The 25,197-nt window shown below is 60.3% G+C and carries 22 protein-coding genes; 19 read left to right on the top strand and 3 right to left on the bottom strand.

The window, feature by feature from the left end; all coding sequences use genetic code 11:
* Positions 1 to 120 precede the first annotated feature (120 nt).
* The 19 genes from purB (at position 121) to AC0IXA_RS04485 (ending at position 22,058) form a co-directional block, all read left to right on the top strand.
* The gene (gene purB / locus AC0IXA_RS04575) at positions 121 to 1,491 is read left to right on the top strand and encodes an adenylosuccinate lyase (RefSeq protein WP_471811941.1); all 1,371 of its coding nucleotides are present in this window, start codon (positions 121 to 123) and stop codon (positions 1,489 to 1,491) included.
* Positions 1,492 to 1,577: 86 nt separating this feature from the next.
* Complete coding sequence (locus AC0IXA_RS04570) at positions 1,578 to 2,747, top strand: ribosomal protein uL16 3-hydroxylase (RefSeq protein ID WP_016775274.1); 1,170 nt, start codon at positions 1,578 to 1,580, stop codon at positions 2,745 to 2,747.
* Complete coding sequence (locus AC0IXA_RS04565; protein WP_016775275.1) at positions 2,740 to 3,165, top strand: GNAT family N-acetyltransferase; 426 nt, start codon at positions 2,740 to 2,742, stop codon at positions 3,163 to 3,165. Before AC0IXA_RS04570 ends, AC0IXA_RS04565 begins: the two co-directional genes overlap by 8 nt.
* 288 nt (positions 3,166 to 3,453) lie before the next feature.
* Positions 3,454 to 4,215, top strand: coding sequence for a secretin N-terminal domain-containing protein (locus tag AC0IXA_RS04560; RefSeq protein ID WP_471811939.1), 762 nt, complete (start codon positions 3,454 to 3,456; stop codon positions 4,213 to 4,215).
* Positions 4,216 to 4,690: 475 nt separating this feature from the next.
* On the top strand, positions 4,691 to 6,016 hold the full coding sequence (gene aceA / locus AC0IXA_RS04555; protein WP_016775277.1) for an isocitrate lyase: 1,326 nt from the start codon (positions 4,691 to 4,693) through the stop codon (positions 6,014 to 6,016).
* A 646-nt stretch (positions 6,017 to 6,662) separates the two neighbouring features.
* Positions 6,663 to 7,076: an NADH-quinone oxidoreductase subunit A gene (locus tag AC0IXA_RS04550; protein WP_003223812.1), complete on the top strand. Its 414-nt coding sequence runs from the start codon at positions 6,663 to 6,665 to the stop codon at positions 7,074 to 7,076.
* Between the two features lie 10 nt (positions 7,077 to 7,086).
* Entirely contained in the window at positions 7,087 to 7,761 is a 675-nt protein-coding gene (locus AC0IXA_RS04545; protein ID WP_016775278.1) for a NuoB/complex I 20 kDa subunit family protein, read from the top strand.
* A gap of 69 nt (positions 7,762 to 7,830) precedes the next feature.
* The gene (gene nuoC / locus AC0IXA_RS04540) at positions 7,831 to 9,615 is read left to right on the top strand and encodes an NADH-quinone oxidoreductase subunit C/D (RefSeq protein ID WP_122612132.1); all 1,785 of its coding nucleotides are present in this window, start codon (positions 7,831 to 7,833) and stop codon (positions 9,613 to 9,615) included.
* A 2-nt stretch (positions 9,616 to 9,617) separates the two neighbouring features.
* Complete coding sequence (nuoE, locus tag AC0IXA_RS04535) at positions 9,618 to 10,115, top strand: NADH-quinone oxidoreductase subunit NuoE (protein ID WP_341637154.1); 498 nt, start codon at positions 9,618 to 9,620, stop codon at positions 10,113 to 10,115.
* Entirely contained in the window at positions 10,112 to 11,467 is a 1,356-nt protein-coding gene (gene nuoF, locus AC0IXA_RS04530) for an NADH-quinone oxidoreductase subunit NuoF (protein WP_024013417.1), read from the top strand. Before nuoE ends, nuoF begins: the two co-directional genes overlap by 4 nt.
* Before the next feature lie 136 nt (positions 11,468 to 11,603).
* Complete coding sequence (nuoG, locus tag AC0IXA_RS04525; RefSeq protein ID WP_471811935.1) at positions 11,604 to 14,318, top strand: NADH-quinone oxidoreductase subunit NuoG; 2,715 nt, start codon at positions 11,604 to 11,606, stop codon at positions 14,316 to 14,318.
* Positions 14,315 to 15,322: an NADH-quinone oxidoreductase subunit NuoH gene (gene nuoH, locus AC0IXA_RS04520; RefSeq protein WP_016775282.1), complete on the top strand. Its 1,008-nt coding sequence runs from the start codon at positions 14,315 to 14,317 to the stop codon at positions 15,320 to 15,322. Before nuoG ends, nuoH begins: the two co-directional genes overlap by 4 nt.
* A gap of 11 nt (positions 15,323 to 15,333) precedes the next feature.
* A complete protein-coding gene (nuoI, locus tag AC0IXA_RS04515; protein WP_016775283.1) occupies positions 15,334 to 15,882 on the top strand; it encodes an NADH-quinone oxidoreductase subunit NuoI in 549 nt (182 codons plus the stop codon).
* 9 nt (positions 15,883 to 15,891) lie between these two features.
* Positions 15,892 to 16,392, top strand: coding sequence for an NADH-quinone oxidoreductase subunit J (gene nuoJ, locus AC0IXA_RS04510; RefSeq protein WP_007951462.1), 501 nt, complete (start codon positions 15,892 to 15,894; stop codon positions 16,390 to 16,392).
* A gap of 3 nt (positions 16,393 to 16,395) precedes the next feature.
* Complete coding sequence (gene nuoK / locus AC0IXA_RS04505; RefSeq protein ID WP_003180046.1) at positions 16,396 to 16,704, top strand: NADH-quinone oxidoreductase subunit NuoK; 309 nt, start codon at positions 16,396 to 16,398, stop codon at positions 16,702 to 16,704.
* A complete protein-coding gene (nuoL, locus tag AC0IXA_RS04500; protein ID WP_024013419.1) occupies positions 16,701 to 18,554 on the top strand; it encodes an NADH-quinone oxidoreductase subunit L in 1,854 nt (617 codons plus the stop codon). Before nuoK ends, nuoL begins: the two co-directional genes overlap by 4 nt.
* A 39-nt stretch (positions 18,555 to 18,593) precedes the next feature.
* Positions 18,594 to 20,126 (top strand): NADH-quinone oxidoreductase subunit M, encoded by a 1,533-nt coding sequence (nuoM, locus tag AC0IXA_RS04495; protein WP_016775285.1) that lies wholly within the window; start codon positions 18,594 to 18,596, stop codon positions 20,124 to 20,126.
* Positions 20,127 to 20,133: 7 nt separating this feature from the next.
* Positions 20,134 to 21,597: an NADH-quinone oxidoreductase subunit NuoN gene (gene nuoN / locus AC0IXA_RS04490; protein WP_024013420.1), complete on the top strand. Its 1,464-nt coding sequence runs from the start codon at positions 20,134 to 20,136 to the stop codon at positions 21,595 to 21,597.
* A gap of 275 nt (positions 21,598 to 21,872) precedes the next feature.
* Complete coding sequence (locus AC0IXA_RS04485) at positions 21,873 to 22,058, top strand: type II toxin-antitoxin system prevent-host-death family antitoxin (protein WP_471811931.1); 186 nt, start codon at positions 21,873 to 21,875, stop codon at positions 22,056 to 22,058.
* Between the two features lie 265 nt (positions 22,059 to 22,323).
* Here the strand turns inward: AC0IXA_RS04485 and AC0IXA_RS04480 are convergent, their stop codons facing one another.
* The 3 genes from AC0IXA_RS04480 to AC0IXA_RS04470 are packed head-to-tail and all read right to left on the bottom strand — an operon-like array spanning position 22,324 to position 25,197.
* A complete protein-coding gene (locus AC0IXA_RS04480) occupies positions 22,324 to 24,066 on the bottom strand; it encodes an ABC transporter substrate-binding protein (protein WP_341637151.1) in 1,743 nt (580 codons plus the stop codon).
* A gap of 47 nt (positions 24,067 to 24,113) precedes the next feature.
* Complete coding sequence (locus tag AC0IXA_RS04475; protein WP_038861868.1) at positions 24,114 to 24,386, bottom strand: DUF2160 domain-containing protein; 273 nt, start codon at positions 24,384 to 24,386, stop codon at positions 24,114 to 24,116.
* Positions 24,387 to 24,396: 10 nt separating this feature from the next.
* On the bottom strand, positions 24,397 to 25,197 hold the full coding sequence (locus tag AC0IXA_RS04470) for a carbohydrate ABC transporter permease (RefSeq protein WP_073471306.1): 801 nt from the start codon (positions 25,195 to 25,197) through the stop codon (positions 24,397 to 24,399).

Here is a 25,197-nt window from a genome sequence, read left to right as displayed (position 1 = left end):
CGTCATGAAGGCTTTGTAGTCTGTAACGCGTAATACGCCGGTCAGTTGGCGACGGACCGGCGGATTTTTTCATGTATGATACGCGCCCCATTTCGTTGCCCGACTGTCCGAGAACACCCCATGCAGCTCTCTTCGCTCACTGCGGTTTCCCCTGTTGACGGCCGCTACGCCGGCAAAACCCAGGCCCTGCGCCCGATTTTCAGCGAGTACGGCCTGATCCGTGCCCGCGTTCTGGTTGAAGTGCGCTGGCTCCAGCGCCTGGCCGCCCACGCTGGCATCCCTGAAGTGCCAGCCTTCTCCGCCGAGGCCAACGCCGTTCTCAACGAACTGGCTGAAAACTTCTCGCTGGAGCACGCCGAGCGCGTCAAAGAGATCGAGCGCACCACCAACCACGACGTCAAAGCGATCGAATACCTGCTCAAGGAGCAGGCGGCCAAGCTGCCGGAGCTGGCCAAGGTCAGCGAATTCATCCACTTTGCCTGCACCAGCGAAGACATCAACAACCTGTCCCACGCCCTGATGCTGCGTGAAGGCCGTGACGACGTGATGCTGCCGCTGATGCGCCAGACCGCCAACGCCATCCGCGAACTGGCCATCCGTTTCGCCGACGTGCCGATGCTGTCGCGCACCCACGGCCAGCCGGCTTCGCCGACCACTCTGGGTAAAGAACTGGCCAACGTGGTTTACCGTCTCGAGCGCCAGATCGCTCAGGTCGCTGCCGTGCCGCTGCTGGGCAAGATCAACGGCGCCGTCGGCAACTACAACGCGCACCTGTCGGCCTACCCGCAGATCGACTGGGAAGCCAACGCCCGCGCCTTCATCGAAGACGAGTTGGGTCTGGGCTTCAACCCGTACACCACGCAGATCGAACCGCACGACTACATCGCCGAGCTGTTCGATGCCATTGCGCGTTTCAACACCATCCTGATCGACTTCGACCGCGACATCTGGGGCTACATTTCCCTGGGTTATTTCAAGCAGCGCACCATCGCTGGCGAAATCGGTTCGTCGACGATGCCGCACAAGGTCAACCCGATCGACTTCGAAAACTCCGAAGGCAACCTGGGTATCGCCAACGCACTGTTCCAGCACCTGGCGAGCAAGCTACCGATTTCCCGCTGGCAGCGCGACCTGACCGACTCCACCGTCCTGCGCAACCTCGGTGTCGGCTTCGCCCACAGCGTGATCGCATACGAAGCCAGCCTCAAAGGCATCAGCAAACTCGAGCTCAACGAGCAGAAGATTGCCGCTGACCTCGACGTTTGCTGGGAAGTATTGGCCGAGCCGATCCAGACCGTGATGCGTCGCTACAACATCGAAAACCCGTACGAAAAGCTGAAAGAACTGACCCGTGGCAAGGGCATCAGCCCTGAAGCGCTGCAGACTTTCATCGATGGCCTGGACATGCCAGCCGAAGCCAAAGCCGAGCTCAAGCAACTGACTCCGGCCAACTACATCGGCAACGCTGTGGCACAAGCCAAACGCATCTGATCGACCGTTTGCCCCGCTTGAGACGCCCGGCCGCGCCGGGCGTTTTTATTCCCGTCTGAAAAGTGCTTTTTTTCAATAGGTTACATATGAATTCCGATATTCCTCTTCAACTTCTGGGCGGCCTCACAGCACGCGAATTCCTGCGTGACTACTGGCAGAAAAAACCGCTGCTGATCCGTCAGGCGATTCCTGACTTCGAAAGCCCGATCGACGCCGACGAACTGGCCGGCCTGGCCCTGGAAGAAGAAGTCGAATCGCGCCTGGTCATCGAGCACGGCGAGCGCCCATGGGAACTGCGTCGCGGCCCGTTTGCCGAAGACGAGTTCAGCAAATTGCCAGAGAAAGAGTGGACCCTGCTGGTGCAGGCGGTTGACCAGTTCGTGCCGGAAGTCAGCGAACTGCTGGAAAACTTCCGCTTCCTGCCGAGCTGGCGCGTCGACGACGTGATGATCAGCTTTGCCGCACCGGGTGGCAGCGTCGGCCCGCATTTCGACAATTACGATGTTTTCCTGCTGCAGGGCCACGGCAAGCGCAACTGGAAAATCGGCCAGATGTGCGATTCCGAGAGCCCGCTGCTGCAACACGCCGACCTGCGCATCCTCGCTGAATTCCACGAAACCGAAGAATGGGTGCTGGAACCGGGCGACATGCTCTACCTGCCGCCGCGCCTGGCCCATTGCGGTGTCGCGGTCGACAACTGCATGACCTACTCGGTCGGCTTCCGCGCGCCAAGCGCCGCTGAAGTGCTGACCCACTTCACCGACTTCCTCAGCCAGTTCCTGACCGACGAAGAGCGCTACACCGATGCCGACGCCAAGCCGGCGGTCGATCCGCACCAGATTCAACACGATGCGCTGGATCGCCTGAAAAGCCTGCTCGCCGAGCACATGAGCGACGAGCGTCTGCTGCTGACCTGGTTCGGCCAGTACATGACCGAGCCGCGCTACCCGGAACTGGTGGTCGGCCCGGAAGACGTCGAAGAAGAAGACTTCCTCGCCGCCCTGCAGGATGGCGCCGTGCTGATCCGCAACCCGAGCGCGCGCCTGGCCTGGTCGGAAGTCGACGACGATCTGCTGCTGTTCGCCAGTGGCCAGAGCCGTTACCTGCCGGGCAAGCTGCGCGAACTGTTGAAGCTGATCTGCGCCGCTGACGCCCTGCACGCCGATAACCTCGGCGAGTGGCTGAGCGACGAAGACGGCCGCAGCCTGCTCTGCGAACTGGTCAAGCAAGGAAGCCTGGGGTTCGCCGATGAATAAAATTCGCGTTCGTGTCGCAGACTGGCAGAAGGATATCGCCGAGATCCGGCGCATTCGTGAAACGGTGTTCATCGCCGAACAATCGGTGCCACCCGAGCTTGAGTGGGACGCCGATGACGCGACCGCCGTGCATTTTCTGGCGTTCGAAGGCGACTTCCCGATCGGCACGGCGCGGCTGTTGCCCGACGGGCACATCGGCCGCGTTTCAGTACTCAAAGACTGGCGCGGAATGAAGGTCGGTGATGCGCTGATGCAAGCGGTCATCGCCGAAGCTGAAGCGCGCGGGCTGAAACAGCAGAAGCTCAGCGCTCAGGTGCAAGCCACGGCGTTCTACGAGCGCCTGGGTTTCAGCCTGGTCAGCGAGGAATTCCTCGAAGCCGGGATTCCGCATGTCGACATGGTTCGGCATTCGGCCTGATTCCGAGACCTCTAGATCCCTGTGGCGAGGGGATTTATCCCCGCTGGGGTGCGAAGCAGCCCCAAATCCAGCAAACTCGGTGAGTCAGTTAAATCGAGCGCGCTGGGTCGGCGACTGCTGCGCAGCCGAGCGGGGATAAATCCCCTCACCACAAAAGACCGCAAGAACACCATTAAACGCCCCGCCATCCACCAATGCCGGGGCGTTTTGCTGTCTACGATTCAACTTGCCCCACCCCAGGCCGACAAACTGGCAATATCAAGCCTTTCGAACGCGGAGATAACGGACATGTCCCTACGCACCCTGCTCACCACCCTGCTGCTCGGCTGCAGTTTTTCGGTGCTGGCAGCCACAGAAATCGTCCCCCTCAAATACCACACCAGCGCTGACATGTTGCCAGTGGCGCAGGATTTCATCGGCCAGGACGGTCAGGTCAGCGCTTACGGCAATCAGCTGATCGTCAAGGCCGAGCCGGGCAAGATTCAGGAGTTGAAGGATCTGCTGGCGCAACTCGATACCGCGCCGAAGCGCTTGCTGATCACCGTCGACACCAACGAAAACAATGGCCGCGGCGACGAAGGTTATGCGGTCAATGGCGCCCAGCCGAGCCAGACCCGGATCATCAGCCGCAGCACCACCAGCCGCAACGGCGGCGTTCAGCAAGTGCAGACCAGCGAAGGCACTCCGGCGCTGATCCAGGTCGGCCAGAGCGTGCCGATCACCAACACCCAGAGCGATTCCTACGGCGGTTACAGCAGCGAGACCCAATACCGCAACGTCACCCAGGGTTTCTACGTCACCGCCAGCGTCACCGGCGAGACCGTTCATCTGGCGATCAGTACCAACCGTGACCGCATGAGCCAGGAACGTCCCGATGTAGTGAACGTGCAAAGCACCGACACAACCGTCACCGGGCGCCTCGGTGAATGGATCACTCTGGCAGGCGTCAATAGCCAGACTCAGGCCGATAAACAGGGCCTGACCCGCAGCTACTCGACTCAAGGCCGGGATGACATAACCTTGCGGGTGAAAGTCGACACGCTGGACTAAAGCACCGAAAACTGACTGATTAGTCGTATTAGACGAAAGATGTAGTGCTTGGAAAAAAGCACTACAAAACGTTTGACGCGAAAAAAAAGCGAAGGCATGATGGCCTCGCTCCCGCTAACCAGAGGCCCTGGCAAGGGCCTTCGAAGCGCCGCTCGCACCTACCCCGCGAGCCGTTTCGTGTCTGTACCGCCCAAAAGGTGTGTTTGACGAGGTTGCCGACTGGAACGAAGTTGTCCCGAGGGACGGAAGCGTATTTAGGTAACCCGGCTTCACGCTGTTGTCCGTATAAAGGCCCACGACGCCCGCATGCGCCCCGCAGTCCGCCACTACCTGCTCACTTCCCCTCGAGCCCATCGTTCATCCCGTCGCCTACCCCGCCGAATCCGACTTGACCACCTAAGCTTCTGGTCAGCGAGCGCAGGAATTTTCCACCGCAGAACAACTTTTCATAAAAGACGCGACGAGGTTTATCTCCATGGCACTGACACGCGAACAGCAAATTGCAGCCCTCGAAAAAGACTGGGCCGAGAACCCGCGCTGGAAAGGCGTGACTCGCACTTACTCCGCTGCCGACGTGGTCCGCCTGCGTGGCTCGGTTCAGCCAGAGCACACCTTCGCGAAGATGGGCGCCGAGAAGCTGTGGAACCTGGTCACCCAGGGTGCCAAGCCGTCCTTCCGTCCAGAGAAAGATTTCGTCAACTGCATGGGCGCCCTGACCGGCGGCCAGGCTGTTCAGCAGGTCAAGGCCGGTATCCAGGCGATCTACCTGTCCGGCTGGCAGGTGGCTGCGGACAACAACTCCGCAGAATCGATGTACCCGGACCAGTCGCTGTACCCGGTGGACTCGGTGCCAACCGTGGTCAAGCGCATCAACAACTCGTTCCGTCGTGCTGACCAGATCCAGTGGAAAGCCGGCAAAAACCCGGGCGACGACGGCTACATCGATTACTTCGCACCAATCGTCGCCGACGCTGAAGCCGGTTTCGGCGGCGTACTCAACGCCTACGAGCTGATGAAGAGCATGATCGAAGCAGGCGCCGCCGGCGTTCACTTCGAAGACCAACTGGCTTCGGTGAAGAAATGCGGCCACATGGGCGGCAAGGTTCTGGTGCCGACCCAGGAAGCCGTACAGAAGCTGACCGCTGCGCGTCTGGCCGCTGACGTTGCCGGCACGCCGACCATCATTCTGGCCCGCACCGACGCCAACGCGGCTGACCTGCTGACCTCCGACTGCGACCCGTACGATCAGCCATTCGTGACCGGCGAGCGTACTCAGGAAGGTTTCTACAAGGTACGTGCCGGCCTGGATCAAGCGATCGCCCGTGGCCTGGCTTACGCACCGTACGCCGACCTGATCTGGTGCGAAACCGCCAAGCCGGATCTGGAAGAAGCACGTCGCTTCGCTGAAGCGATCAAGAAGGAATACCCGGACCAGCTGCTGTCGTACAACTGCTCGCCTTCCTTCAACTGGAAGAAGAACCTGGACGACGCAACCATCGCCAAGTTCCAGCGCGAACTGTCCGCCATGGGCTACAAGCATCAGTTCATCACCCTGGCCGGCATTCACAACATGTGGCACAGCATGTTCAACCTGGCGCACGACTACGCCCGCAACGACATGACTGCCTACGTGAAGCTGCAAGAGCAGGAATTCGCTGACGCCGCCAAGGGCTACACCTTCGTTGCGCACCAGCAGGAAGTGGGCACTGGCTACTTCGACGACATGACCACCGTGATCCAGGGCGGCTCGTCCTCGGTGACCGCGCTGACCGGTTCGACCGAAGAAGAACAGTTCCACTGATTCGGCCTCACCTGAGCAAACGGCCTTTGCGGATCGAATAAAAAGCTAACCGCAGAGCCGCAAGACTGACGCCCCGACTGGATCGGGGCGTTTTTTTGCCTGTTGGAATCTCAAAGACACTACAAATCCCCTGTGGGAGCGAGCCTGCTCGCGAAGGCGATAAGTCAGCTTGCACATCTGGAGGCTGATCCTTCGCTTTCGCGAGCAGGCTCGCTCCCACAGGGCTACCGTCAGCCGCGAGAAGAAACATTGATCTGAAGCGCTACAAGCGTCAGAAATTTCCGTTAAAACGGTAGGCTTCGCTACTTGCAGTAACGCGCAAGTAAGACAACTTCCCAGCCACTCACTCGTTAAACAGTTACAAAACCACGCCAAACGATATTAATTATCATTTAGCCGCAACTATGTTCGTTGCAAACTCTACAAAACATAATTGATGGAAACCCGGCTAATGCCCGCAACGCATGGGCCGCAGCGCCTTCAGGAGGCGCTATGTCCTTAATCCGGTAAATAATTTCGCCTTTGGAATTTTACTTGCCGGGTGTTTAGCCATAAAATCAGCCCGATTGATTGCTGCGACATATCGTCACTGCCTTATTTCTTTATCAAGCTCAGAGACCTTTGCTCTCTGTTAAGGATTACCAGCATGCCCGAAGCGACAGGACTCATGGCCCACAACTGGGGCTTTGCCATTTTCCTTCTGGGTGTCGTCGGCCTGTGTGCCTTCATGCTTGGCGTCTCCAGCCTCCTCGGGTCAAAAGCCTGGGGTCGCAGCAAAAACGAACCGTTCGAGTCGGGCATGCTACCTACCGGTGGCGCCCGCTTGCGGCTCTCAGCCAAATTCTATCTGGTCGCGATGCTCTTCGTGATCTTCGATATCGAAGCCCTCTTTCTCTTTGCATGGTCTGTGTCCGTCCGCGAAAGCGGCTGGACCGGATTCGTCGAAGCTCTCGTTTTCATAGCAATTCTGTTGGCAGGTCTTGTCTACCTGTTCCGAGTGGGCGCCCTTGACTGGGCTCCGGAAGCTCGTCGCAAGCGGCAGGCGAAGCTGAAACAATGAGGCTTTGGCAATGCAATACAATCTCACCAGGATCGACCCCGATGCTCCTAACGAGCAGTATCCGATTGGCCAGCGGGAAACCGTTGCCGATCCGTTAGAAGATCAAGTCCACAAAAACATTTTCATGGGCAAGCTGGAAGACGTGCTGAGTGGCGCGGTCAACTGGGGACGTAAGAACTCCCTGTGGCCGTACAACTTCGGCCTGTCGTGCTGCTACGTGGAAATGACCACCGCCTTCACGGCGCCCCACGACATCGCGCGCTTTGGCGCCGAAGTGATCCGGGCCTCGCCGCGTCAGGCCGACTTCATGGTTATCGCCGGTACCTGCTTCATCAAGATGGCGCCGATCATTCAGCGTCTCTACGAGCAAATGCTCGAACCGAAATGGGTTATTTCCATGGGTTCGTGCGCCAACTCCGGCGGCATGTACGACATCTACTCCGTGGTTCAAGGGGTGGACAAGTTCCTGCCCGTGGACGTCTACGTACCTGGCTGCCCGCCCCGTCCGGAAGCATTTCTGCAAGGCTTGATGCTGTTGCAGGAATCGATTGGACAGGAGCGTCGTCCGCTTTCCTGGGTCGTTGGTGATCAAGGCGTGTATCGCGCCGACATGCCTTCGCAGAAGGAACAGCGCCGCGAACAGCGAATCGCAGTCACCAATCTGCGCAGCCCTGACGAAGTCTGATCCAGTTCTGTTCCAAGTAACGAGAAGCTGGCTTCATTCTTTACGTTGACCGAAAGCGAAAAAATAACCATGACTACAGGCAGTGCTCTGTACATCCCGCCTTACAAGGCAGACGACCAGGATGTGGTCGTCGAACTGAACAACCGTTTTGGCGCCGAAGCGTTCACCGCGCAGGCAACCCGCACCGGCATGCCGGTGCTGTGGGTGGCCCGTGCCAAACTGGTTGAAGTCCTGACTTTCCTGCGCAACCTGCCCAAGCCGTACGTCATGCTCTATGACCTGCACGGCGTGGACGAGCGTCTGCGCACCAAGCGTCAAGGGCTGCCGACCGGCGCCGATTTCACCGTGTTCTATCACCTCATGTCGCTGGAGCGTAATAGTGACGTGATGATCAAGGTGGCCTTGTCCGAAGGCGACCTCAGCATGCCTTCCGTCACCAGCATCTGGCCGAACGCCAACTGGTACGAGCGCGAAGTCTGGGACATGTTCGGCATCGACTTCAAAGGCCACCCGCACCTGTCGCGCATCATGATGCCGCCGACCTGGGAAGGTCACCCGCTGCGCAAGGACTTCCCGGCGCGCGCCACCGAATTCGATCCGTACAGCCTCAACCTAGCCAAGCAGCAGCTGGAAGAGGAAGCCGCGCGCTTCCGTCCGGAAGACTGGGGCATGAAGCGTTCCGGTGCCAACGAGGACTACATGTTCCTCAACCTCGGCCCGAACCACCCTTCGGCGCACGGTGCGTTCCGCATCATCCTGCAGCTGGACGGCGAAGAGATCGTCGATTGCGTCCCGGACATCGGTTACCACCACCGTGGCGCCGAGAAGATGGGCGAGCGTCAGTCCTGGCACAGCTACATTCCGTACACCGACCGCATCGACTACCTCGGCGGCGTGATGAACAACCTGCCGTACGTGCTCTCGGTCGAGAAGCTGGCCGGCATCAAGGTGCCGCAGAAGGTCGACGTCATCCGCATCATGATGGCCGAGTTCTTCCGGATCACCAGTCACCTGCTGTTCCTGGGTACCTACATCCAGGACGTCGGCGCCATGACCCCGGTGTTCTTCACCTTCACCGACCGCCAGAAGGCTTACACGGTGATCGAAGCCATCACCGGTTTCCGTCTGCACCCGGCCTGGTACCGCATCGGCGGCGTCGCCCACGACCTGCCGCGCGGCTGGGAAAAACTGGTCAAGGATTTCGTCGAGTGGATGCCCAAGCGTCTGGACGAATACACCAAGGCCGCCCTGCAGAACAGCATCCTCAAGGGTCGGACCATCGGCGTTGCCGCCTACAACACCAAAGAAGCCCTGGAATGGGGCGTCACCGGTGCCGGCCTGCGTTCTACCGGTTGCGATTTCGACCTGCGTAAAGCGCGTCCGTATTCGGGCTACGAGAACTTCGAATTCGAAGTGCCGCTGGCCGTCAACGGCGATGCCTATGACCGCTGCATGGTCCGCGTCGAAGAGATGCGCCAGAGCATCAAGATCATCGATCAATGCATGCGCAACATGCCGGAAGGCCCGTACAAGGCGGATCACCCGCTGACCACGCCGCCGCCGAAAGAGCGCACGCTGCAGCACATCGAAACCCTGATCACGCACTTCCTGCAGGTTTCGTGGGGCCCGGTCATGCCGGCCAACGAATCCTTCCAGATGATCGAAGCGACCAAGGGCATCAACAGTTATTACCTGACGAGCGACGGCGGCACCATGAGCTACCGTACCCGGATCCGTACTCCAAGCTTCCCGCATCTGCAACAGATCCCTTCGGTGATCAAAGGCAGCATGGTCGCGGACTTGATTGCGTACCTGGGTAGTATCGACTTCGTTATGGCCGACGTGGACCGCTAAGCATGAACAGCACGCTTATCCAGACAGACCGTTTCACCTTGAGTGAAACCGAGCGCTCGGCCATCGAGCACGAGCTGCATCACTACGAAGACCCGCGCGCGGCGTCGATCGAAGCCCTGAAGATCGTGCAGAAGGAACGCGGCTGGGTGCCGGATGGCGCCCTGTACGCGATCGGCGAGATCCTCGGCATCCCGGCCAGCGACGTTGAAGGCGTGGCGACGTTCTACAGCCAGATCTTCCGTCAACCGGTCGGCCGCCACATCATTCGCGTCTGCGACAGCATGGTCTGCTACATCGGCGGCCACGAGTCGGTGGTCAACGAAATCCAGAACAATCTGGGCATCGGCCTGGGTCAGACCACCGCCGACGGTCGTTTCACCCTGCTTCCCGTCTGCTGCCTCGGCAACTGCGACAAGGCACCGGCGCTGATGATCGACGACGACACCTTTGGCGACGTGCAGCCTGCTGGCGTGGCCAAACTGCTCGAGGGCTACGTATGACCCTGACATCTTTTGGTCCAGCCAACCGCATCCAGCGTTCGGCCGAGACACACCCGCTGACCTGGCGTCTGCGTGATGACGGCGAAGCCGTGTGGCTCGACGAATACCAGGCCAAGAACGGTTACGCTGCTGCACGCAAAGCCTTCGCCGAGATGGATCAGGACGCGATCGTCCAGACCGTCAAAGACGCTGGCCTCAAGGGTCGCGGCGGCGCCGGCTTCCCCACTGGCGTGAAGTGGGGCCTGATGCCCAAGGACGAATCCATCAACATCCGCTACCTGCTGTGCAACGCGGATGAAATGGAGCCGAACACCTGGAAAGACCGCATGCTGATGGAGCAACTGCCCCATCTGCTGATCGAAGGCATGTTGATCAGTGCCCGCGCGCTGAAAACCTACCGTGGCTACATCTTCCTGCGCGGCGAATACACCACCGCCGCCAAGCACCTCAACCGTGCCGTGGAAGAAGCCAAGGCGGCCGGCCTGCTGGGCAAGAACATTCTCGGTTCGGGTTTCGATTTCGAGCTGTTCGTCCACACCGGCGCCGGGCGTTACATCTGCGGTGAAGAAACCGCACTGATCAACTCCCTCGAAGGCCGCCGCGCCAACCCGCGCTCCAAGCCGCCCTTCCCTGCCGCCGTCGGCGTGTGGGGCAAGCCGACCTGCGTGAACAACGTCGAAACCCTGTGCAACGTGCCGGCGATCATTGCCGACGGCGTTGACTGGTACAAATCGTTGGCCCGCGAAGGTTCCGAAGACATGGGCACCAAGCTCATGGGCTTCTCCGGCAAGGTCAAGAACCCGGGCCTGTGGGAACTGCCGTTCGGCGTCACCGGTCGTGAACTGTTCGAAGACTACGCCGGCGGCATGCGCGACGGCTTCAAGCTCAAGGCCTGGCAGCCAGGCGGTGCCGGTACCGGTTTCCTCCTGCCCGAGCACCTCGACGCACAAATGTATGCCGGCGGCATCGCCAAGGTCGGCACCCGGATGGGTACCGGTCTGGCGATGGCGGTGGATGACAGCGTCAACATGGTCTCGCTGCTGCGCAACATGGAGCAGTTCTTCGCACGCGAATCCTGCGGTTTCTGCACCCCGTGCCGCGATGGTCTGCCATGGAGCGTCAAGCTCCTGATGGCCATCGAACAGGGCAAGGGCCAGCCGGGCGACATCGAGACCCTGCTGGGTCTGGTCGGTTTCCTCGGCCCGGGCAAGACCTTCTGTGCTCACGCACCGGGTGCCGTGGAGCCGCTGGGCAGCGCCATCAAATACTTCCGTCCAGAGTTCGAAGCCGGTATCGCGCCTGTCAGCGCCGCCGTCCCGCCTCTGGCAAGGCCGATCGTAGTCGGCGCGTAAACGCTTAAAAAGGCGAAGGGTCCGTGCCCTTCGCCTTTCGTCCGATGACGCCCTTCGGGGCTGTTTGGATTCGGACGCATAACAAGATTCCATTAGCCACGCCCGCTGACACCGGGCCAACGAAGACCTTTGAACCATGGCCACTATCCACGTAGACGGCAAAGCGCTCGAAGTCGACGGGGCAGACAACCTGTTACAGGCATGTCTGTCGCTGGGCCTCGACATTCCATATTTCTGCTGGCACCCCGCGCTTGGTAGCGTCGGGGCCTGCCGCCAGTGCGCGGTCAAGCAGTACACCGACGAGAACGACACCCGTGGTCGCATCGTCATGTCCTGCATGACCCCGGCCACCGACAACACCTGGATCTCCATCGACGATGAAGAATCCAAGGCGTTCCGCGCCAGTGTTGTCGAATGGCTGATGACCAACCACCCGCACGACTGCCCGGTGTGCGAGGAAGGCGGTCACTGCCACTTGCAAGACATGACAGTGATGACCGGCCACAACGAGCGCCGTTATCGCTTCAGCAAACGCACCCATCAGAACCAGCAACTGGGCCCGTTCATTTCCCACGAAATGAACCGCTGCATCGCTTGCTACCGCTGCGTGCGTTTCTACAAGGACTACGCCGGCGGCACCGACCTCGGTGTGTTTGGCGCCCACGACAACGTGTACTTCGGTCGCGTTGAAGACGGCACCCTCGAAAGCGAGTTCTCCGGCAACCTCACCGAGGTCTGCCCGACCGGTGTGTTCACCGACAAGACTCACTCCGAGCGCTACAACCGCAAGTGGGACATGCAGTTCGCACCAAGCATCTGCCACGGCTGCTCGAGCGGTTGCAACATCTCCCCGGGCGAGCGTTACGGTGAGCTGCGTCGCATCGAAAACCGTTTCAACGGTTCGGTGAACCAGTACTTCCTCTGCGACCGTGGCCGCTTCGGTTATGGCTACGTCAACCGCACCGACCGTCCACGTCAGCCGCTGCTGGCCGATGGCACCAAGCTCGGCCTCGACGCTGCGCTGGACAAAGCCGCTGACCTGCTGCGCGGGCGCAACATCGTCGGCATCGGTTCGCCGCGTGCCAGCCTCGAAAGCAACTACGCGTTGCGCGAACTGGTTGGTGCCGAGCACTTCTATTCGGGTATCGAAGCCTCCGAGCTGGAGCGCATCCGTCTGGTCCTGCAGGTGCTGAACGACAGCCCGCTGCCAGTGCCGAACATGCGCGACATCGAAGACCACGACGCGATTTTCGTCCTCGGCGAAGACCTGACCCAGACCGCCGCGCGTATGGCGCTGGCTCTGCGTCAGTCGGTCAAGGGCAAGGCTGAAGACATGGCCGAAGCCATGCGCGTCCAGCCTTGGCTCGACGCGGCGGTGAAGAACATCGGCCAGCACGCGCTGAACCCGCTGTTCATCGCCAGCCTCGCCGAAACCAAGCTCGACGACGTTGCCGAAGAGTGCGTACACGCCGCTCCCGACGATCTGGCGCGCATCGGTTTCGCCGTTGCGCATGCTCTGGATGCCAGCGCACCAGCCGTCGAAGGCCTGGACGCCGAAGCCCTTGAACTGGCGCAGCGCATCGCCGATGCCCTGCTCGCCGCCAAGCGTCCGCTGATCATCGCCGGTACTTCGCTGGGCTCCAAAGCCTTGATCGAAGCTGCCGCGAACATCGCCAAAGCCCTGAAGCTGCGCGAGAAGAACGGTTCGATCAGCCTGATCGTGCCGGAGGCCAACAGCCTCGGCCTGGCCATGCTCGGTGGCGAGTCGGTCGACGCCGCGCTGCAAGCGGTCATCGATGGCAAGGCCGACGCTATCGTCGTGCTGGAAAACGATCTGTACACCCGCACTGCCAACGCCAAGGTCGATGCTGCACTGAACGCCGCTAAAGTGGTGATCGTCGCTGACCATCAGAAAACCGCTACCACCGATCGCGCGCACCTGGTTCTGCCAGCGGCGAGCTTCGCCGAGGGCGACGGTACGCTGGTCAGCCAGGAAGGCCGCGCTCAGCGCTTCTTCCAGGTTTTCGATCCGCAATACATGGACGCGAGCATTCTGGTGCACGAAGGCTGGCGCTGGCTGCATGCCCTGCGCGCGACCCTGCTGAACCAGCCGATCGACTGGACGCAACTCGACCACGTCACCGCTGCCGTTGCTTCGAGCACCGCGCAACTGGCGCGCATCGTCGATGCTGCACCGTCGGCGGCGTTCCGCATCAAGGGTCTGAAACTGGCCCGTGAGCCGCTGCGTTATTCCGGTCGCACCGCCATGCGCGCCGACATCAGCGTTCACGAACCGCGCACCCCGCAAGACCAGGACACCGCGTTCGCCTTCTCCATGGAAGGTTACTCGGGCTCCGCCGAACCGCGTCAGCAGGTGCCATTCGCATGGTCGCCGGGCTGGAACTCGCCACAAGCGTGGAACAAGTTCCAGGACGAAGTCGGTGGTCATCTGCGTGCTGGCGACCCGGGCACCCGCCTGATCGAAAGCACCGGTGATTCGCTGAACTGGTTCGCTGCTGCGCCGCGTGCGTTCAACCCGGCGCCGGGTACCTGGCAAGCCGTGCCGTTCTTCCACCTGTTCGGCAGCGAAGAAAACTCTTCGAAAGCCGCCCCGGTACAGGAACGCATCCCGGCACCTTACGTCGCGCTGGCGAAATCCGAAGCGGATCGCCTCGGCGTCAACGACGGTGCCCTGCTGAGCCTGAACGTTGCCGGGCAGACATTGCGTCTGCCGCTGCGCATCAATGAAGAACTGGGCGCCGGTCTGGTGGCATTGCCTGCGGGCATCGCCGGCATTCCACCGGCATTCGCCGGCGTGTCCGTCGACGGTCTGCAGGAGGCAGCGCAATGACCTGGTTCACCCCTGAAGTGATCGATGTGATCCTGACGGTCATCAAAGCCATCGTGATCCTGCTGGCCGTGGTGGTCGCAGGCGCCTTGCTCAGCTTTGTCGAACGTCGCCTGCTGGGCTGGTGGCAGGACCGTTACGGCCCGAACCGCGTTGGCCCGTTCGGCATGTTCCAGATCGCCGCCGACATGCTGAAGATGTTCTTCAAGGAAGACTGGACGCCGCCGTTTGCCGACAAGGTGATTTTCACCCTGGCGCCGGTAGTGGCCATGTCCGCCCTGCTGATCGCCTTTGCGATCATCCCGATCACCCCGACCTGGGGCGTGGCGGATCTGAACATCGGCCTGCTGTTCTTCTTCGCCATGGCCGGTCTGTCGGTCTACGCGGTGCTGTTCGCCGGCTGGTCGAGCAACAACAAGTTCGCCCTGCTTGGCAGCTTGCGTGCCTCGGCGCAGACCGTGTCCTACGAAGTGTTCATGGGCCTGGCCCTGATGGGCATCGTGGTCCAGGTCGGCTCGTTCAACATGCGCGACATCGTCGAATACCAGGCGCAGAACCTGTGGTTCATCATTCCGCAGTTCTTCGGCTTCTGTACCTTCTTCATCGCTGGCGTCGCCGTGACTCACCGTCACCCGTTCGACCAGCCGGAAGCGGAACAGGAACTGGCCGACGGTTACCACATTGAATACGCCGGTATGAAATGGGGCATGTTCTTCGTCGGTGAATACATCGGCATCATCCTGATCTCGGCGCTGCTGGTCACCCTGTTCTTCGGTGGCTGGCATGGTCCGTTCGGCATCCTGCCGCAACTGTCCTTCGTCTGGTTCGCACTGAAGACCGCGTTCTTCATCATGCTGTTCATCCTGCTGCGCGCTTCCATCCCGCGTCCGCGTTATGACCAGGTGATGGATTTCAGCTGGAAATTCTGCCTGCCACTGACCCTGATCAATTTGCTGGTGACCGCTGCGGTTGTGTTGATGAACACGCCTGCGGTTGCGGTTCAGTGAGGATTTGACCCATGTTCAAATATATTGGCGACATCGTTAAGGGTACCGGTACCCAGTTGCGCAGCCTGGTCATGGTCTTCGGCCATGGCTTTCGCAAGCGCGACACCCTGCAATACCCCGAGGAGCAGGTCTACCTGCCGCCGCGTTACCGTGGCCGCATCGTCCTGACCCGCGACCCCGATGGCGAAGAACGCTGCGTAGCCTGCAACCTGTGCGCCGTGGCCTGCCCGGTGGGTTGCATCTCGCTGCAGAAAGCTGAAACCGAAGACGGTCGCTGGTACCCGGACTTCTTCCGGATCAACTTCTCGCGCTGCATTTTCTGCGGTCTCTGCGAGGAAGCCTGCCCGACCACCGCGATCCAGCTGACCCCGGATTTCGAGATGGCCGAGTTCAAACGTCAGGACCTGGTGTACGAGAAAGAAGATCTTTTGATCTCCGGCCCCGGCAAAAACCCTGATTACAACTTCTATCGTGTTGCAGGTATGGCAATCGCTGGCAAGCCGAAAGGCGCTGCGCAGAACGAAGCCGAACCGATCAACGTGAAGAGCTTGCTGCCTTAAGGAAGAACGATGGAATTCGCTTTCTATTTCGCATCGGGTATTGCTGTGGTGTCCACGCTGCGTGTGGTCACCAACACCAACCCTGTGCACGCCCTGCTCTACCTGATCATCTCGTTGATCGCCGTGGCCATGACCTTCTTCGCCCTCGGCGCGCCGTTTGCCGGTGTGCTGGAAGTGATCGCCTACGCCGGCGCCATCATGGTGCTGTTCGTGTTCGTGGTGATGATGCTCAACCTCGGCCCGGCCTCGGTGCAGCAGGAACGCACCTGGCTCAAGCCCGGCATCTGGGCAGGACCGGTGATTCTTGCCGCGCTGCTGCTGGCCGAACTGCTGTATGTGCTGTTCGCTCACCAGAGCGGCCAGGCCATCGGCCACACCACCGTAGACGCGAAAGCCGTGGGCATCAGCCTGTTCGGCCCGTACCTGCTGGTGGTCGAACTCGCCTCGATGCTGCTGCTCGCTGCAGCCGTCACGGCGTTCCATTTGGGCCGTAACGAGGCGAAGGAGTAAGACATGCCTGCTATCCCTCTCGAACATGGTTTAGCCGTCGCCGGCATCCTGTTCTGCCTTGGTCTGGTCGGCCTGATGGTCCGCCGCAACATTTTGTTCGTGTTGATGAGTCTGGAAGTGATGATGAACGCCTCTGCCCTGGCCTTCATCGTTGCGGGCGCCCGCTGGGCGCAGCCGGATGGACAGATCATGTTCATCCTGGTGATCAGCCTTGCAGCGGCCGAGGCCAGTATTGGCCTGGCGATTCTGCTGCAACTGTATCGCCGCTTCCACACGCTCGATATCGACGCTGCCAGTGAGATGCGCGGATGAACCTACTCTTTCTGACTTTCGTATTCCCTCTGATCGGGTTCCTGTTGCTGTCGTTCTCGCGCGGCCGCTTCTCGGAAAACCTCTCGGCGCTGATCGGTGTCGGTTCGATCGGCCTGTCGGCCATCGTCACCGCTTACGTGATCTGGCAATTCAACGTCGCGCCGCCGGAAGGTGGCGTGTACACCCAGGTGCTGTGGCGCTGGATGTCGGTGGAAGGTTTCCAGCCGAACTTCGCGCTGTACCTGGATGGCCTGTCGGTGACCATGCTCGGCGTGGTCGTCGGCGTCGGCTTCCTGATCCACCTGTTCGCGTCCTGGTACATGCGTGGCGAAGACGGTTACTCGCGCTTCTTCTCGTACACCAACCTGTTCATCGCCAGCATGCTGTTCCTGATCCTCGGCGATAACCTGCTGTTCATCTACTTCGGCTGGGAAGGCGTGGGCCTGTGCTCGTACCTGTTGATCGGTTTCTACTACAGCAACCGCAACAACGGTAACGCTGCACTCAAGGCATTCATCGTCACCCGTATCGGCGACGTGTTCATGGCCATCGGCCTGTTCATCCTGTTCCAGCAACTGGGCACGCTGAACGTCCAGGAACTGCTGGTACGTGCGCCGGAGCACTTCAAGGTCGGCGACTTCTGGATCGTTCTGGCAACCCTGATGCTGCTCGGCGGTGCTGTCGGTAAATCGGCGCAGTTGCCACTGCAAACCTGGCTCGCTGACGCAATGGCCGGCCCTACCCCGGTTTCGGCACTGATCCACGCCGCGACCATGGTAACCGCCGGTGTCTACCTGATTGCCCGTACCCACGGTCTGTTTGCGCTGGCGCCGGACATCCTGCACCTCGTCGGCATCGTCGGTGGCGTGACCCTGGTACTGGCCGGTTTCGCCGCGCTGGTGCAGACCGACATCAAACGTATCCTCGCCTACTCGACCATGAGCCAGATCGGCTACATGTTCCTGGCGCTGGGCGTTGGCGCCTGGGAAGGCGCGATCTTCCACCTGATGACCCACGCCTTCTTCAAGGCCCTGCTGTTCCTTGCGTCCGGTGCGGTGATTGTTGCCTGCCACCACGAGCAGAACATCTTCAAGATGGGCGGTCTGTGGAAGAAATTGCCACTGGCCTACGCCAGCTTCATCGTCGGTGGTGCCGCGCTGGCCGCTCTGCCACTGGTTACCGCAGGCTTCTACTCCAAGGACGAAATCCTCTGGGAAGCGTTTGCCAGCGGCAACCAGGGTCTGCTTTACGCAGGTCTGGTCGGTGCGTTCATGACGTCGCTGTACACCTTCCGCCTGATCTTCATCGCGTTCCACGGTGAAGCCAAGACCGAAGCCCACGCCGGCCACGGCATTGCCCACTGGCTGCCTCTGTCGGTACTGATCGTGCTATCGACTTTCGTCGGCGCGATGATCGTGCCGCCGCTGCACGGCGTACTGCCGCAAAGCGTCGGGCATGCCGGTGGCGAAGCCAAGCACAGTCTGGAAATCGCCTCGGGCGCCATCGCCCTGGCCGGTATCCTGCTGGCAGCGCTGCTGTTCCTCGGCAAGCGTCGCTTCGTCACGGCAATCGCCAACAGCGGCATCGGCCGTTTCCTTTCGGCCTGGTGGTTCGCTGCCTGGGGCTTCGACTGGATCTACGACAAACTGTTCGTCAAGCCGTACCTTGCGATCAGCCATGTACTGCGCAAAGACCCGCTCGACCAGACCATCGGTCTGATCCCGCGTATGGCCAAGGGTGGTCACACCGCCCTGAGCCGCACCGAGACCGGTCAACTGCGTTGGTACGCCGCCTCGATGGCTGCTGGTGCCGTGCTGGTGATCGGCGCCATCGTGCTGGTAGCGGTCTGATATGAACCTTGCGAATTTGCGAAAGGAAACGAGCCCGTCATGATTCTGCCTTGGCTAATCCTGATCCCCTTCATCGGCGGCCTGCTGTGCTGGATGGGTGAGCGCTTCGGCGCTACCCTCCCGCGCTGGATTGCGCTGTTGACCATGACCCTGGAACTCGCGCTCGGCCTCTGGCTGTGGGCCCACGGTGACTATTCATTCGCACCGGCGCCGGGCGCCGATCCGACCTGGGCGCTTGAGTTCAAGCATGTCTGGATCCAGCGTTTCGGCATCAACGTGCACCTGGCCCTCGACGGCCTGTCGCTGTTGATGATCCTGCTGACCGGCCTGCTGGGTATCCTCTCGGTACTCTGCTCGTGGAAAGAAATCCAACGTCACGTTGGCTTCTTCCACCTGAACCTGATGTGGATCCTGGGCGGCGTCGTCGGCGTGTTCCTCGCTCTCGACCTGTTCATGTTCTTCTTCTTCTGGGAAATGATGCTGGTGCCGATGTACTTCCTCATCGCGCTCTGGGGTCACAGTTCTTCGGACGGCAAGAAAACCCGGATCTACGCAGCGACCAAGTTCTTCATCTTCACTCAGGCGTCCGGCCTGATCATGCTGGTGGCGATCCTCGGTCTGGTGCTGGTCAACTTCAACAACACCGGCGTGATCACCTTCAACTACGCCGACCTGTTGAAAACCAAGATGTCGATGACCACCGAGTACATTCTGATGCTCGGCTTCTTCATCGCCTTCGCGGTCAAGCTGCCCGTCGTACCGTTCCACTCCTGGCTGCCTGATGCTCACGCCCAGGCACCGACTGCCGGTTCCGTCGACCTCGCCGGTATCCTGCTGAAAACCGCGGCCTACGGTCTGCTGCGTTTCGCCCTGCCGCTGTTCCCGAACGCTTCGGCCGAGTTCGCGCCGATCGCCATGACCCTGGGTCTGATCGGGATCTTCTACGGCGCGTTCCTGGCGTTCGCACAAACCGACATCAAGCGTCTGATTGCCTTCTCTTCCGTTTCCCACATGGGCTTCGTGTTGATCGGCATCTACTCCGGCAGCCAACTGGCGCTGCAAGGCGCAGTGATCCAGATGCTGGCGCACGGCCTGTCGGCAGCGGCGCTGTTTATCCTCAGCGGTCAGTTGTACGAGCGTCTGCACACTCGTGACATGCGTGAGATGGGCGGTCTGTGGTCGCGTATCGCTTACCTGCCGGCGATCAGCCTGTTCTTCGCGGCGGCGTCGCTGGGCTTGCCGGGCACCGGTAACTTTGTCGGCGAATTCCTGATCCTGATCGGCTCCTTCGCCAGCGCTCCATGGGTCACGGCGATTGCCACGTCCGGTCTGGTGTTCGGTTCGGTCTACTCGCTGATCATGATCCACCGTGCCTACTTCGGCCCGTCGAAATCCGACGCGGTGCTGCACGGCATGGATGCGCGCGAACTGATCATGGTGCTCGGTCTGGCGGTGTTGCTGATTTACCTCGGCGTCTACCCGCAACCGTTCCTCGACACCTCTGCCGCCACCATGCATGGCGTGCAGCAGTGGCTCGGCACCGCCTTCTCTCAACTCGCTTCGGCCCGGTAAGAGCGCTATGGAATTCACGATTCAACACTTTATTGCGCTTGCGCCACTGTTGATCACCAGCCTCACCATTATCGTGGTGATGTTGGCAATCGCCTGGCGCCGCAACCACTCGCAGACCTTCCTGATTTCGGTGGCGGGTCTGAACCTGGCCCTGCTGTCGATCCTGCCTGCGTTGAAAGTCGCGCCTCTGGCCGTGACCCCATTGCTGCAAATCGATGCCTTCGCCTGCCTGTACATGGCGATGATCCTGGTCGCCACGCTCGCCTGCGTCACCCTCGCCCACGCCTATCTCGGTGATGGCGGTTCGGGTTACCCGGGCAACCGCGAAGAACTGTATCTGCTGATCCTGATGGCCGCCGCCGGTGGTCTGGTGCTGGTCAGCGCGCAGCACCTGGCCGGGTTGTTCATCGGTCTGGAACTGCTCTCGGTACCGGTCTACGGTCTGGTGGCTTACGCCTTCTTCAACAAGCGTTCGCTGGAAGCCGGCATCAAGTACATGGTGCTGTCGGCCGCCGGTTCCGCGTTCCTGCTGTTCGGTATGGCGCTGCTCTACGCCGACGCCGGTTCGCTGAGCTTCGTTGGCATCGGTCAGGCCCTGGCCGCGACCGGCCTGCCGAGCCCGCTGGCGCAACTGGGCCTGGGCATGATGCTGATCGGTCTGGCGTTCAAGCTGTCGCTGGTACCGTTTCACCTGTGGACGCCGGACGTCTACGAAGGTGCTCCGGCACCGGTGGCGGCGTTCCTCGCCACCGCTTCGAAGGTCGCAGTGTTTGCGGTGATGGTGCGCCTGTTCCAGCTCTCCCCTGCCGCCAGCAGTGGCGTGCTGAGCGATGTGCTGAGCGTGATCGCGGTCGCCTCGATCCTGTTCGGTAACCTGCTGGCCCTGACCCAGAGCAACCTCAAGCGTCTGCTCGGTTACTCGTCGATTGCGCACTTCGGCTATCTGCTGATCGCGCTGGTGGCAAGCAAGGGTCTGGCGGTGGAAGCCATCGGCGTCTATCTGGTGACTTATGTAATCACCAGCCTCGGCGCCTTCGGCGTGATCACCCTGATGTCCTCGCCGTACAACGGCCGTGACGCGGATGCCCTGTACGAATACCGCGGCCTGTTCTGGCGCCGTCCGTACCTGACCGCCGTGCTGACCGTGATGATGCTGTCCCTGGCCGGCATCCCGCTGACCGCCGGCTTCATCGGCAAGTTCTACATCATCGCCAGCGGCGTCGAAACGCGTCAGTGGTGGCTGGTCGGCGCACTGGTACTGGGCAGCGCCATCGGCGTTTTCTACTACCTGCGCGTGATGGTCACCCTGTACCTGATCGAGCCTAACCTGCGTCGCCACGACGCCCAGCTGCACTGGGAACAGAAGGCAGGCGGCGTGATGCTGCTGGCCATCGCCCTGGTCGCATTCTTCCTGGGCGTGTACCCGCAGCCATTGCTGGTGCTGGTACAGCAGGCGGGTCTGGCGGGCTGATTGCTCGGCTGATCTGGCTGGAAATGGAAACGGCACCTTCGGGTGCCGTTTTTGTTTTTGCAGGATTCAACATCAAAAGATCGCAGCCTTCCGCAGCTCCTACATTGGAATGGTATGCGGTCTGTAGGAGCTGCCGAAGGCTGCGATCTTTTGACTTATAACGCTCTCCCCTTTCTAGGAATTTGCCTGCAAAGCGGTGAGCGATGGCTGACATTCTGCAGAAGGTAATTGCGGTTAAATCTGCGGATCACCTATCAAATGGAGATCCACGAACCATGAAGCGCAATACCTTTTCAGAGTTGTTGGATGATTCAGGCACATTGACTGAGCAACGCCAAAGCGAAATAACCGAGGAGAAACCGCCGGTAAAACGTACTGGTTTAATGAAGGGCAGATACACAACTCCCGATGACTTTGATGCACCACTCCCTGACGTCTTGCTGGACTCCTTCGAAAGCTAAAGCTACCGGTGGTTTCTTAATCCGTCATTTCTACAGATATCCCGTTTGGAGATGAACCTGCCCGCAATGACGTCATGTCAGTTAAAAATGCGTCGGCTGACCCACCACTTTCGCGAGCAGGCTCGCTCCCACAGGGATCTCGGGTGCCACCAATTTTGAGTAGCACCGCTCCAATGTGAGAGCGAGCCTGCTCGCGAAAGCGGCAGATCAGGCAGCAAAAAAAAACGGCACCTTCCGGTGCCGTTCGCTTCTCACATTTCCAACATCACTTGCGCGCATCCGCCCAGGATTTCAGCAGTTCGCTATAGCTCACAGTTTCGCCCTTCGGCTTCTCGTTGGCCAGTTTCGGTTTCGGTGCGCCCGGTTGATCGAACCAGTATTGCGCATCGCGTTCCGGGTTCATTTTCGGTGCGCAAGTGGCCTGGGCCTTGGAGCGTTCGAGGCGTTCCATGATGCGGTCCTGATCCTTGGCCAGGCCATCGAGCGCCTGTTGCGGTGTTTTCTCGCCGCTGGCGGCTTCGGCGATATGGCTCCACCACAGCTGAGCGAGACGTGGATAGTCGGGCACGTTGGTACCGGTCGGCGACCATTGCACGCGGGCCGGGCTGCGATAGAACTCGACCAGACCACCGAGTTTCGGCGCCAGATCGGTCATCGCCTGCGAGTTGATGTCCGACTCGCGAATAGGTGTCAGACCGACGATGGTTTTCTTCAGCGAAACAGTTTTCGACGTCACGAACTGCGCGTACAGCCACGCCGCGAGTTTCTGTTTCTCAGGCGTGGATTTCATGAACGTCCACGATCCCACATCCTGATAGCCGAGCTTCATGCCCTCTTCCCAATACGGGCCTTTAGGCGACGGCGCCATGCGCCATTTCGGCGTGCCGTCGGCGTTGACCACCGGTAGGCCGGGTTTGGTCATGTCGGCGGTGAACGCGGTGTACCAGAAGATCTGCTGGGCGATGTTGCCCTGCGACGGCACCGGGCCGGACTCGGAGAAAGTCATGCCGGCCGCTTCCGGTGGCGCATATTTCTTCAGCCAGTCGACGTATTTGGTGGTGGCAAACACCGCCGCCGGGCCGTTGGTGTCGCCGCCGCGGGTCACGCTGGAGCCGACCGGATGACAGTCTTCGACGCGGATGCCCCACTCGTCCACCGGCAAGCCGTTGGGCAGTCCCTTGTCGCCGCCACCGGCCATGGAGAACCAGGCATCGGTGAAACGCCAGCCCAGCGACGGGTCTTTCTTGCCGTAATCCATGTGGCCGTAGACGCGTTTGCCGTCGATTCCCTTGACGTCTTCGCTGAAGAATTTGGCAATGTCTTCATAGGCCGACCAGTTCACCGGCACGCCTAATTCGTAGCCGTATTTTTCCTTGAACTTGGCTTTCAGATCGGCGCGTTCGAACCAGTCGGCGCGGAACCAGTACAGGTTGGCGAATTGCTGGTCGGGCAGTTGATAGATCTTGCCGTCCGGCGCGGTGGTGAAGGAGATGCCGATGAAGTCCTTGATGTCTAGGGTCGGCGAAGTGAAGTTCTTGCCCTCGTTGGCCATCAGATCAGTGATCGATTCGGTCTTGCCGTAGCGAAAGTGCGTGCCGATCAGGTCGGAGTCGTTGACCCAGCCGTCATAGATGTTCTTGTCCGACTGCATCACCGTCTGCATTTTCTCGACCACGTCGCCTTCCTGCAGCAGGTCGTGGGTGAGTTTGATCCCGGTGATTTCGCTGAAGGCCTTGGCCAGCACCTTGGACTCGTATTCGTGAGTGGTCAGGGTTTCGGAAACGACCTTGATGTCCATGCCGCGAAACGGCTCGGCGGCCTTGATGAACCACTTCAATTCTTCGAGCTGCTGTTCGGCCGTCAGGGTCGAGGGCTTGAACTCGCTGCCGATCCATTTTTTTGCAGCATCTTCGTAGGCGTCGGCCCAGGCAGATGCGCTCAGACCGCTGAGTGCCAGCACGGCTGCCAATGAAATGCTATGTCGCAGCTTATTGTTTTTATCGAACATAGAGACCTCCTGTTTAAGTTGTGGAGCCGCGTTGCCGAACGATTCGACTAGCCCCAACGCATCACAGCCAACAGCCACACCAGGGACAACGCGGACGCCACCCAGATGCTCCAGTCGGTGACGCCGATTACCAGCAAATGCAGGTAGGCGCTGCCGAGAAGACCGATAAACAAGCGATCGCCACGGGTGGTGGCAATCGGCAGAAACCCGCGCCGCAAGATGCTCGGCGAGCGCAATTCCCAGGTGGTCATGCCCACCAGGATCAGACCGATGCCGATGAAGAACGCGGCGGTCGGTGTCGTCCAGCTCATCCATTCCATCATCAGCTCCTCAGACTCGACCGAGGGCAAAGCCCTTGGCCACGTGGTTGCGTACAAACCAGATCACCAGCATGCCCGGCAGGATGGTCAACACCCCCGCTGCTGCCAGCACGCCCCAATCGATCCCCGATGCCGACACCGTGCGCGTCATCACCGCCGCAATCGGCTTGGCGTTGACCGAGGTCAGCGTGCGCGCCAGCAGCAGTTCGACCCAGGAAAACATGAAGCAGAAAAACGCCGTGACGCCGATACCGGAACCGATCAACGGGATGAAAATCTTCACGAAAAACTTGGGGAAACTGTAGCCGTCGATGTAGGCCGTTTCGTCGATCTCCTTGGGCACGCCGGACATGAAACCTTCGAGAATCCACACCGCCAGCGGCACGTTGAACAGGCAGTGCGCCAAAGCCACGGCGATATGCGTGTCGAAAAGGCCGATCGACGAATACAACTGAAAGAACGGCAGCAAGAACACCGCCGGCGGCGCCATGCGGTTGGTCAGCAGCCAGAAGAACAGATGCTTGTCGCCGAGGAAACGATAGCGTGAAAACGCGTAAGCCGCCGGTAACGCCACGCTCAGGGAAATCACCGTGTTGAGGCTGACGTAATACAGCGAGTTCAAGTAGCCGGTGTACCAGCTCGGATCAGTGAAGATCACCTTGTAGTTCGCCAGCGTGAATTCCTGTGGGAAAAGCGTCAGGCCGCCGAGGATTTCGGTGTTGCTCTTGAACGACATGTTCAGCAGCCAGTAGATCGGCACCAGCAGGAACAGGATGTAGACCAGCAACGGAATAAGCTTTTTCTTGCTCAT

The sequence above is a fragment of the Pseudomonas sp. AC083 genome, assembly GCF_979253165.1.
The sequence above is the reverse complement of the archived record's forward strand: the minus strand, read 5'-3'. Positions and strand labels throughout refer to the sequence as shown.

Excerpts from the sequence above, each read along its gene's own strand:
- purB (WP_471811941.1), top strand. The coding sequence starts at position 121 with ATGCAGCTCTCTTCGCTCACTGCGGTTTCCCCTGTTGACGGCCGCTAC.
- AC0IXA_RS04570 (WP_016775274.1), top strand. The coding sequence starts at position 1,578 with ATGAATTCCGATATTCCTCTTCAACTTCTGGGCGGCCTCACAGCACGC.
- AC0IXA_RS04565 (WP_016775275.1), top strand. The coding sequence starts at position 2,740 with ATGAATAAAATTCGCGTTCGTGTCGCAGACTGGCAGAAGGATATCGCC.
- AC0IXA_RS04560 (WP_471811939.1), top strand. The coding sequence starts at position 3,454 with ATGTCCCTACGCACCCTGCTCACCACCCTGCTGCTCGGCTGCAGTTTT.
- aceA (WP_016775277.1), top strand. The coding sequence starts at position 4,691 with ATGGCACTGACACGCGAACAGCAAATTGCAGCCCTCGAAAAAGACTGG.
- AC0IXA_RS04550 (WP_003223812.1), top strand. The coding sequence starts at position 6,663 with ATGCCCGAAGCGACAGGACTCATGGCCCACAACTGGGGCTTTGCCATT.
- AC0IXA_RS04545 (WP_016775278.1), top strand. The coding sequence starts at position 7,087 with ATGCAATACAATCTCACCAGGATCGACCCCGATGCTCCTAACGAGCAG.
- nuoC (WP_122612132.1), top strand. The coding sequence starts at position 7,831 with ATGACTACAGGCAGTGCTCTGTACATCCCGCCTTACAAGGCAGACGAC.
- nuoE (WP_341637154.1), top strand. The coding sequence starts at position 9,618 with ATGAACAGCACGCTTATCCAGACAGACCGTTTCACCTTGAGTGAAACC.
- nuoF (WP_024013417.1), top strand. The coding sequence starts at position 10,112 with ATGACCCTGACATCTTTTGGTCCAGCCAACCGCATCCAGCGTTCGGCC.
- nuoG (WP_471811935.1), top strand. The coding sequence starts at position 11,604 with ATGGCCACTATCCACGTAGACGGCAAAGCGCTCGAAGTCGACGGGGCA.
- nuoH (WP_016775282.1), top strand. The coding sequence starts at position 14,315 with ATGACCTGGTTCACCCCTGAAGTGATCGATGTGATCCTGACGGTCATC.
- nuoI (WP_016775283.1), top strand. The coding sequence starts at position 15,334 with ATGTTCAAATATATTGGCGACATCGTTAAGGGTACCGGTACCCAGTTG.
- nuoJ (WP_007951462.1), top strand. The coding sequence starts at position 15,892 with ATGGAATTCGCTTTCTATTTCGCATCGGGTATTGCTGTGGTGTCCACG.
- nuoK (WP_003180046.1), top strand. The coding sequence starts at position 16,396 with ATGCCTGCTATCCCTCTCGAACATGGTTTAGCCGTCGCCGGCATCCTG.
- nuoL (WP_024013419.1), top strand. The coding sequence starts at position 16,701 with ATGAACCTACTCTTTCTGACTTTCGTATTCCCTCTGATCGGGTTCCTG.
- nuoM (WP_016775285.1), top strand. The coding sequence starts at position 18,594 with ATGATTCTGCCTTGGCTAATCCTGATCCCCTTCATCGGCGGCCTGCTG.
- nuoN (WP_024013420.1), top strand. The coding sequence starts at position 20,134 with ATGGAATTCACGATTCAACACTTTATTGCGCTTGCGCCACTGTTGATC.
- AC0IXA_RS04485 (WP_471811931.1), top strand. The coding sequence starts at position 21,873 with ATGAAGCGCAATACCTTTTCAGAGTTGTTGGATGATTCAGGCACATTG.
- AC0IXA_RS04480 (WP_341637151.1), bottom strand. The coding sequence starts at position 24,066 with ATGTTCGATAAAAACAATAAGCTGCGACATAGCATTTCATTGGCAGCC.
- AC0IXA_RS04475 (WP_038861868.1), bottom strand. The coding sequence starts at position 24,386 with ATGGAATGGATGAGCTGGACGACACCGACCGCCGCGTTCTTCATCGGC.
- AC0IXA_RS04470 (WP_073471306.1), bottom strand. The coding sequence starts at position 25,197 with ATGAGCAAGAAAAAGCTTATTCCGTTGCTGGTCTACATCCTGTTCCTG.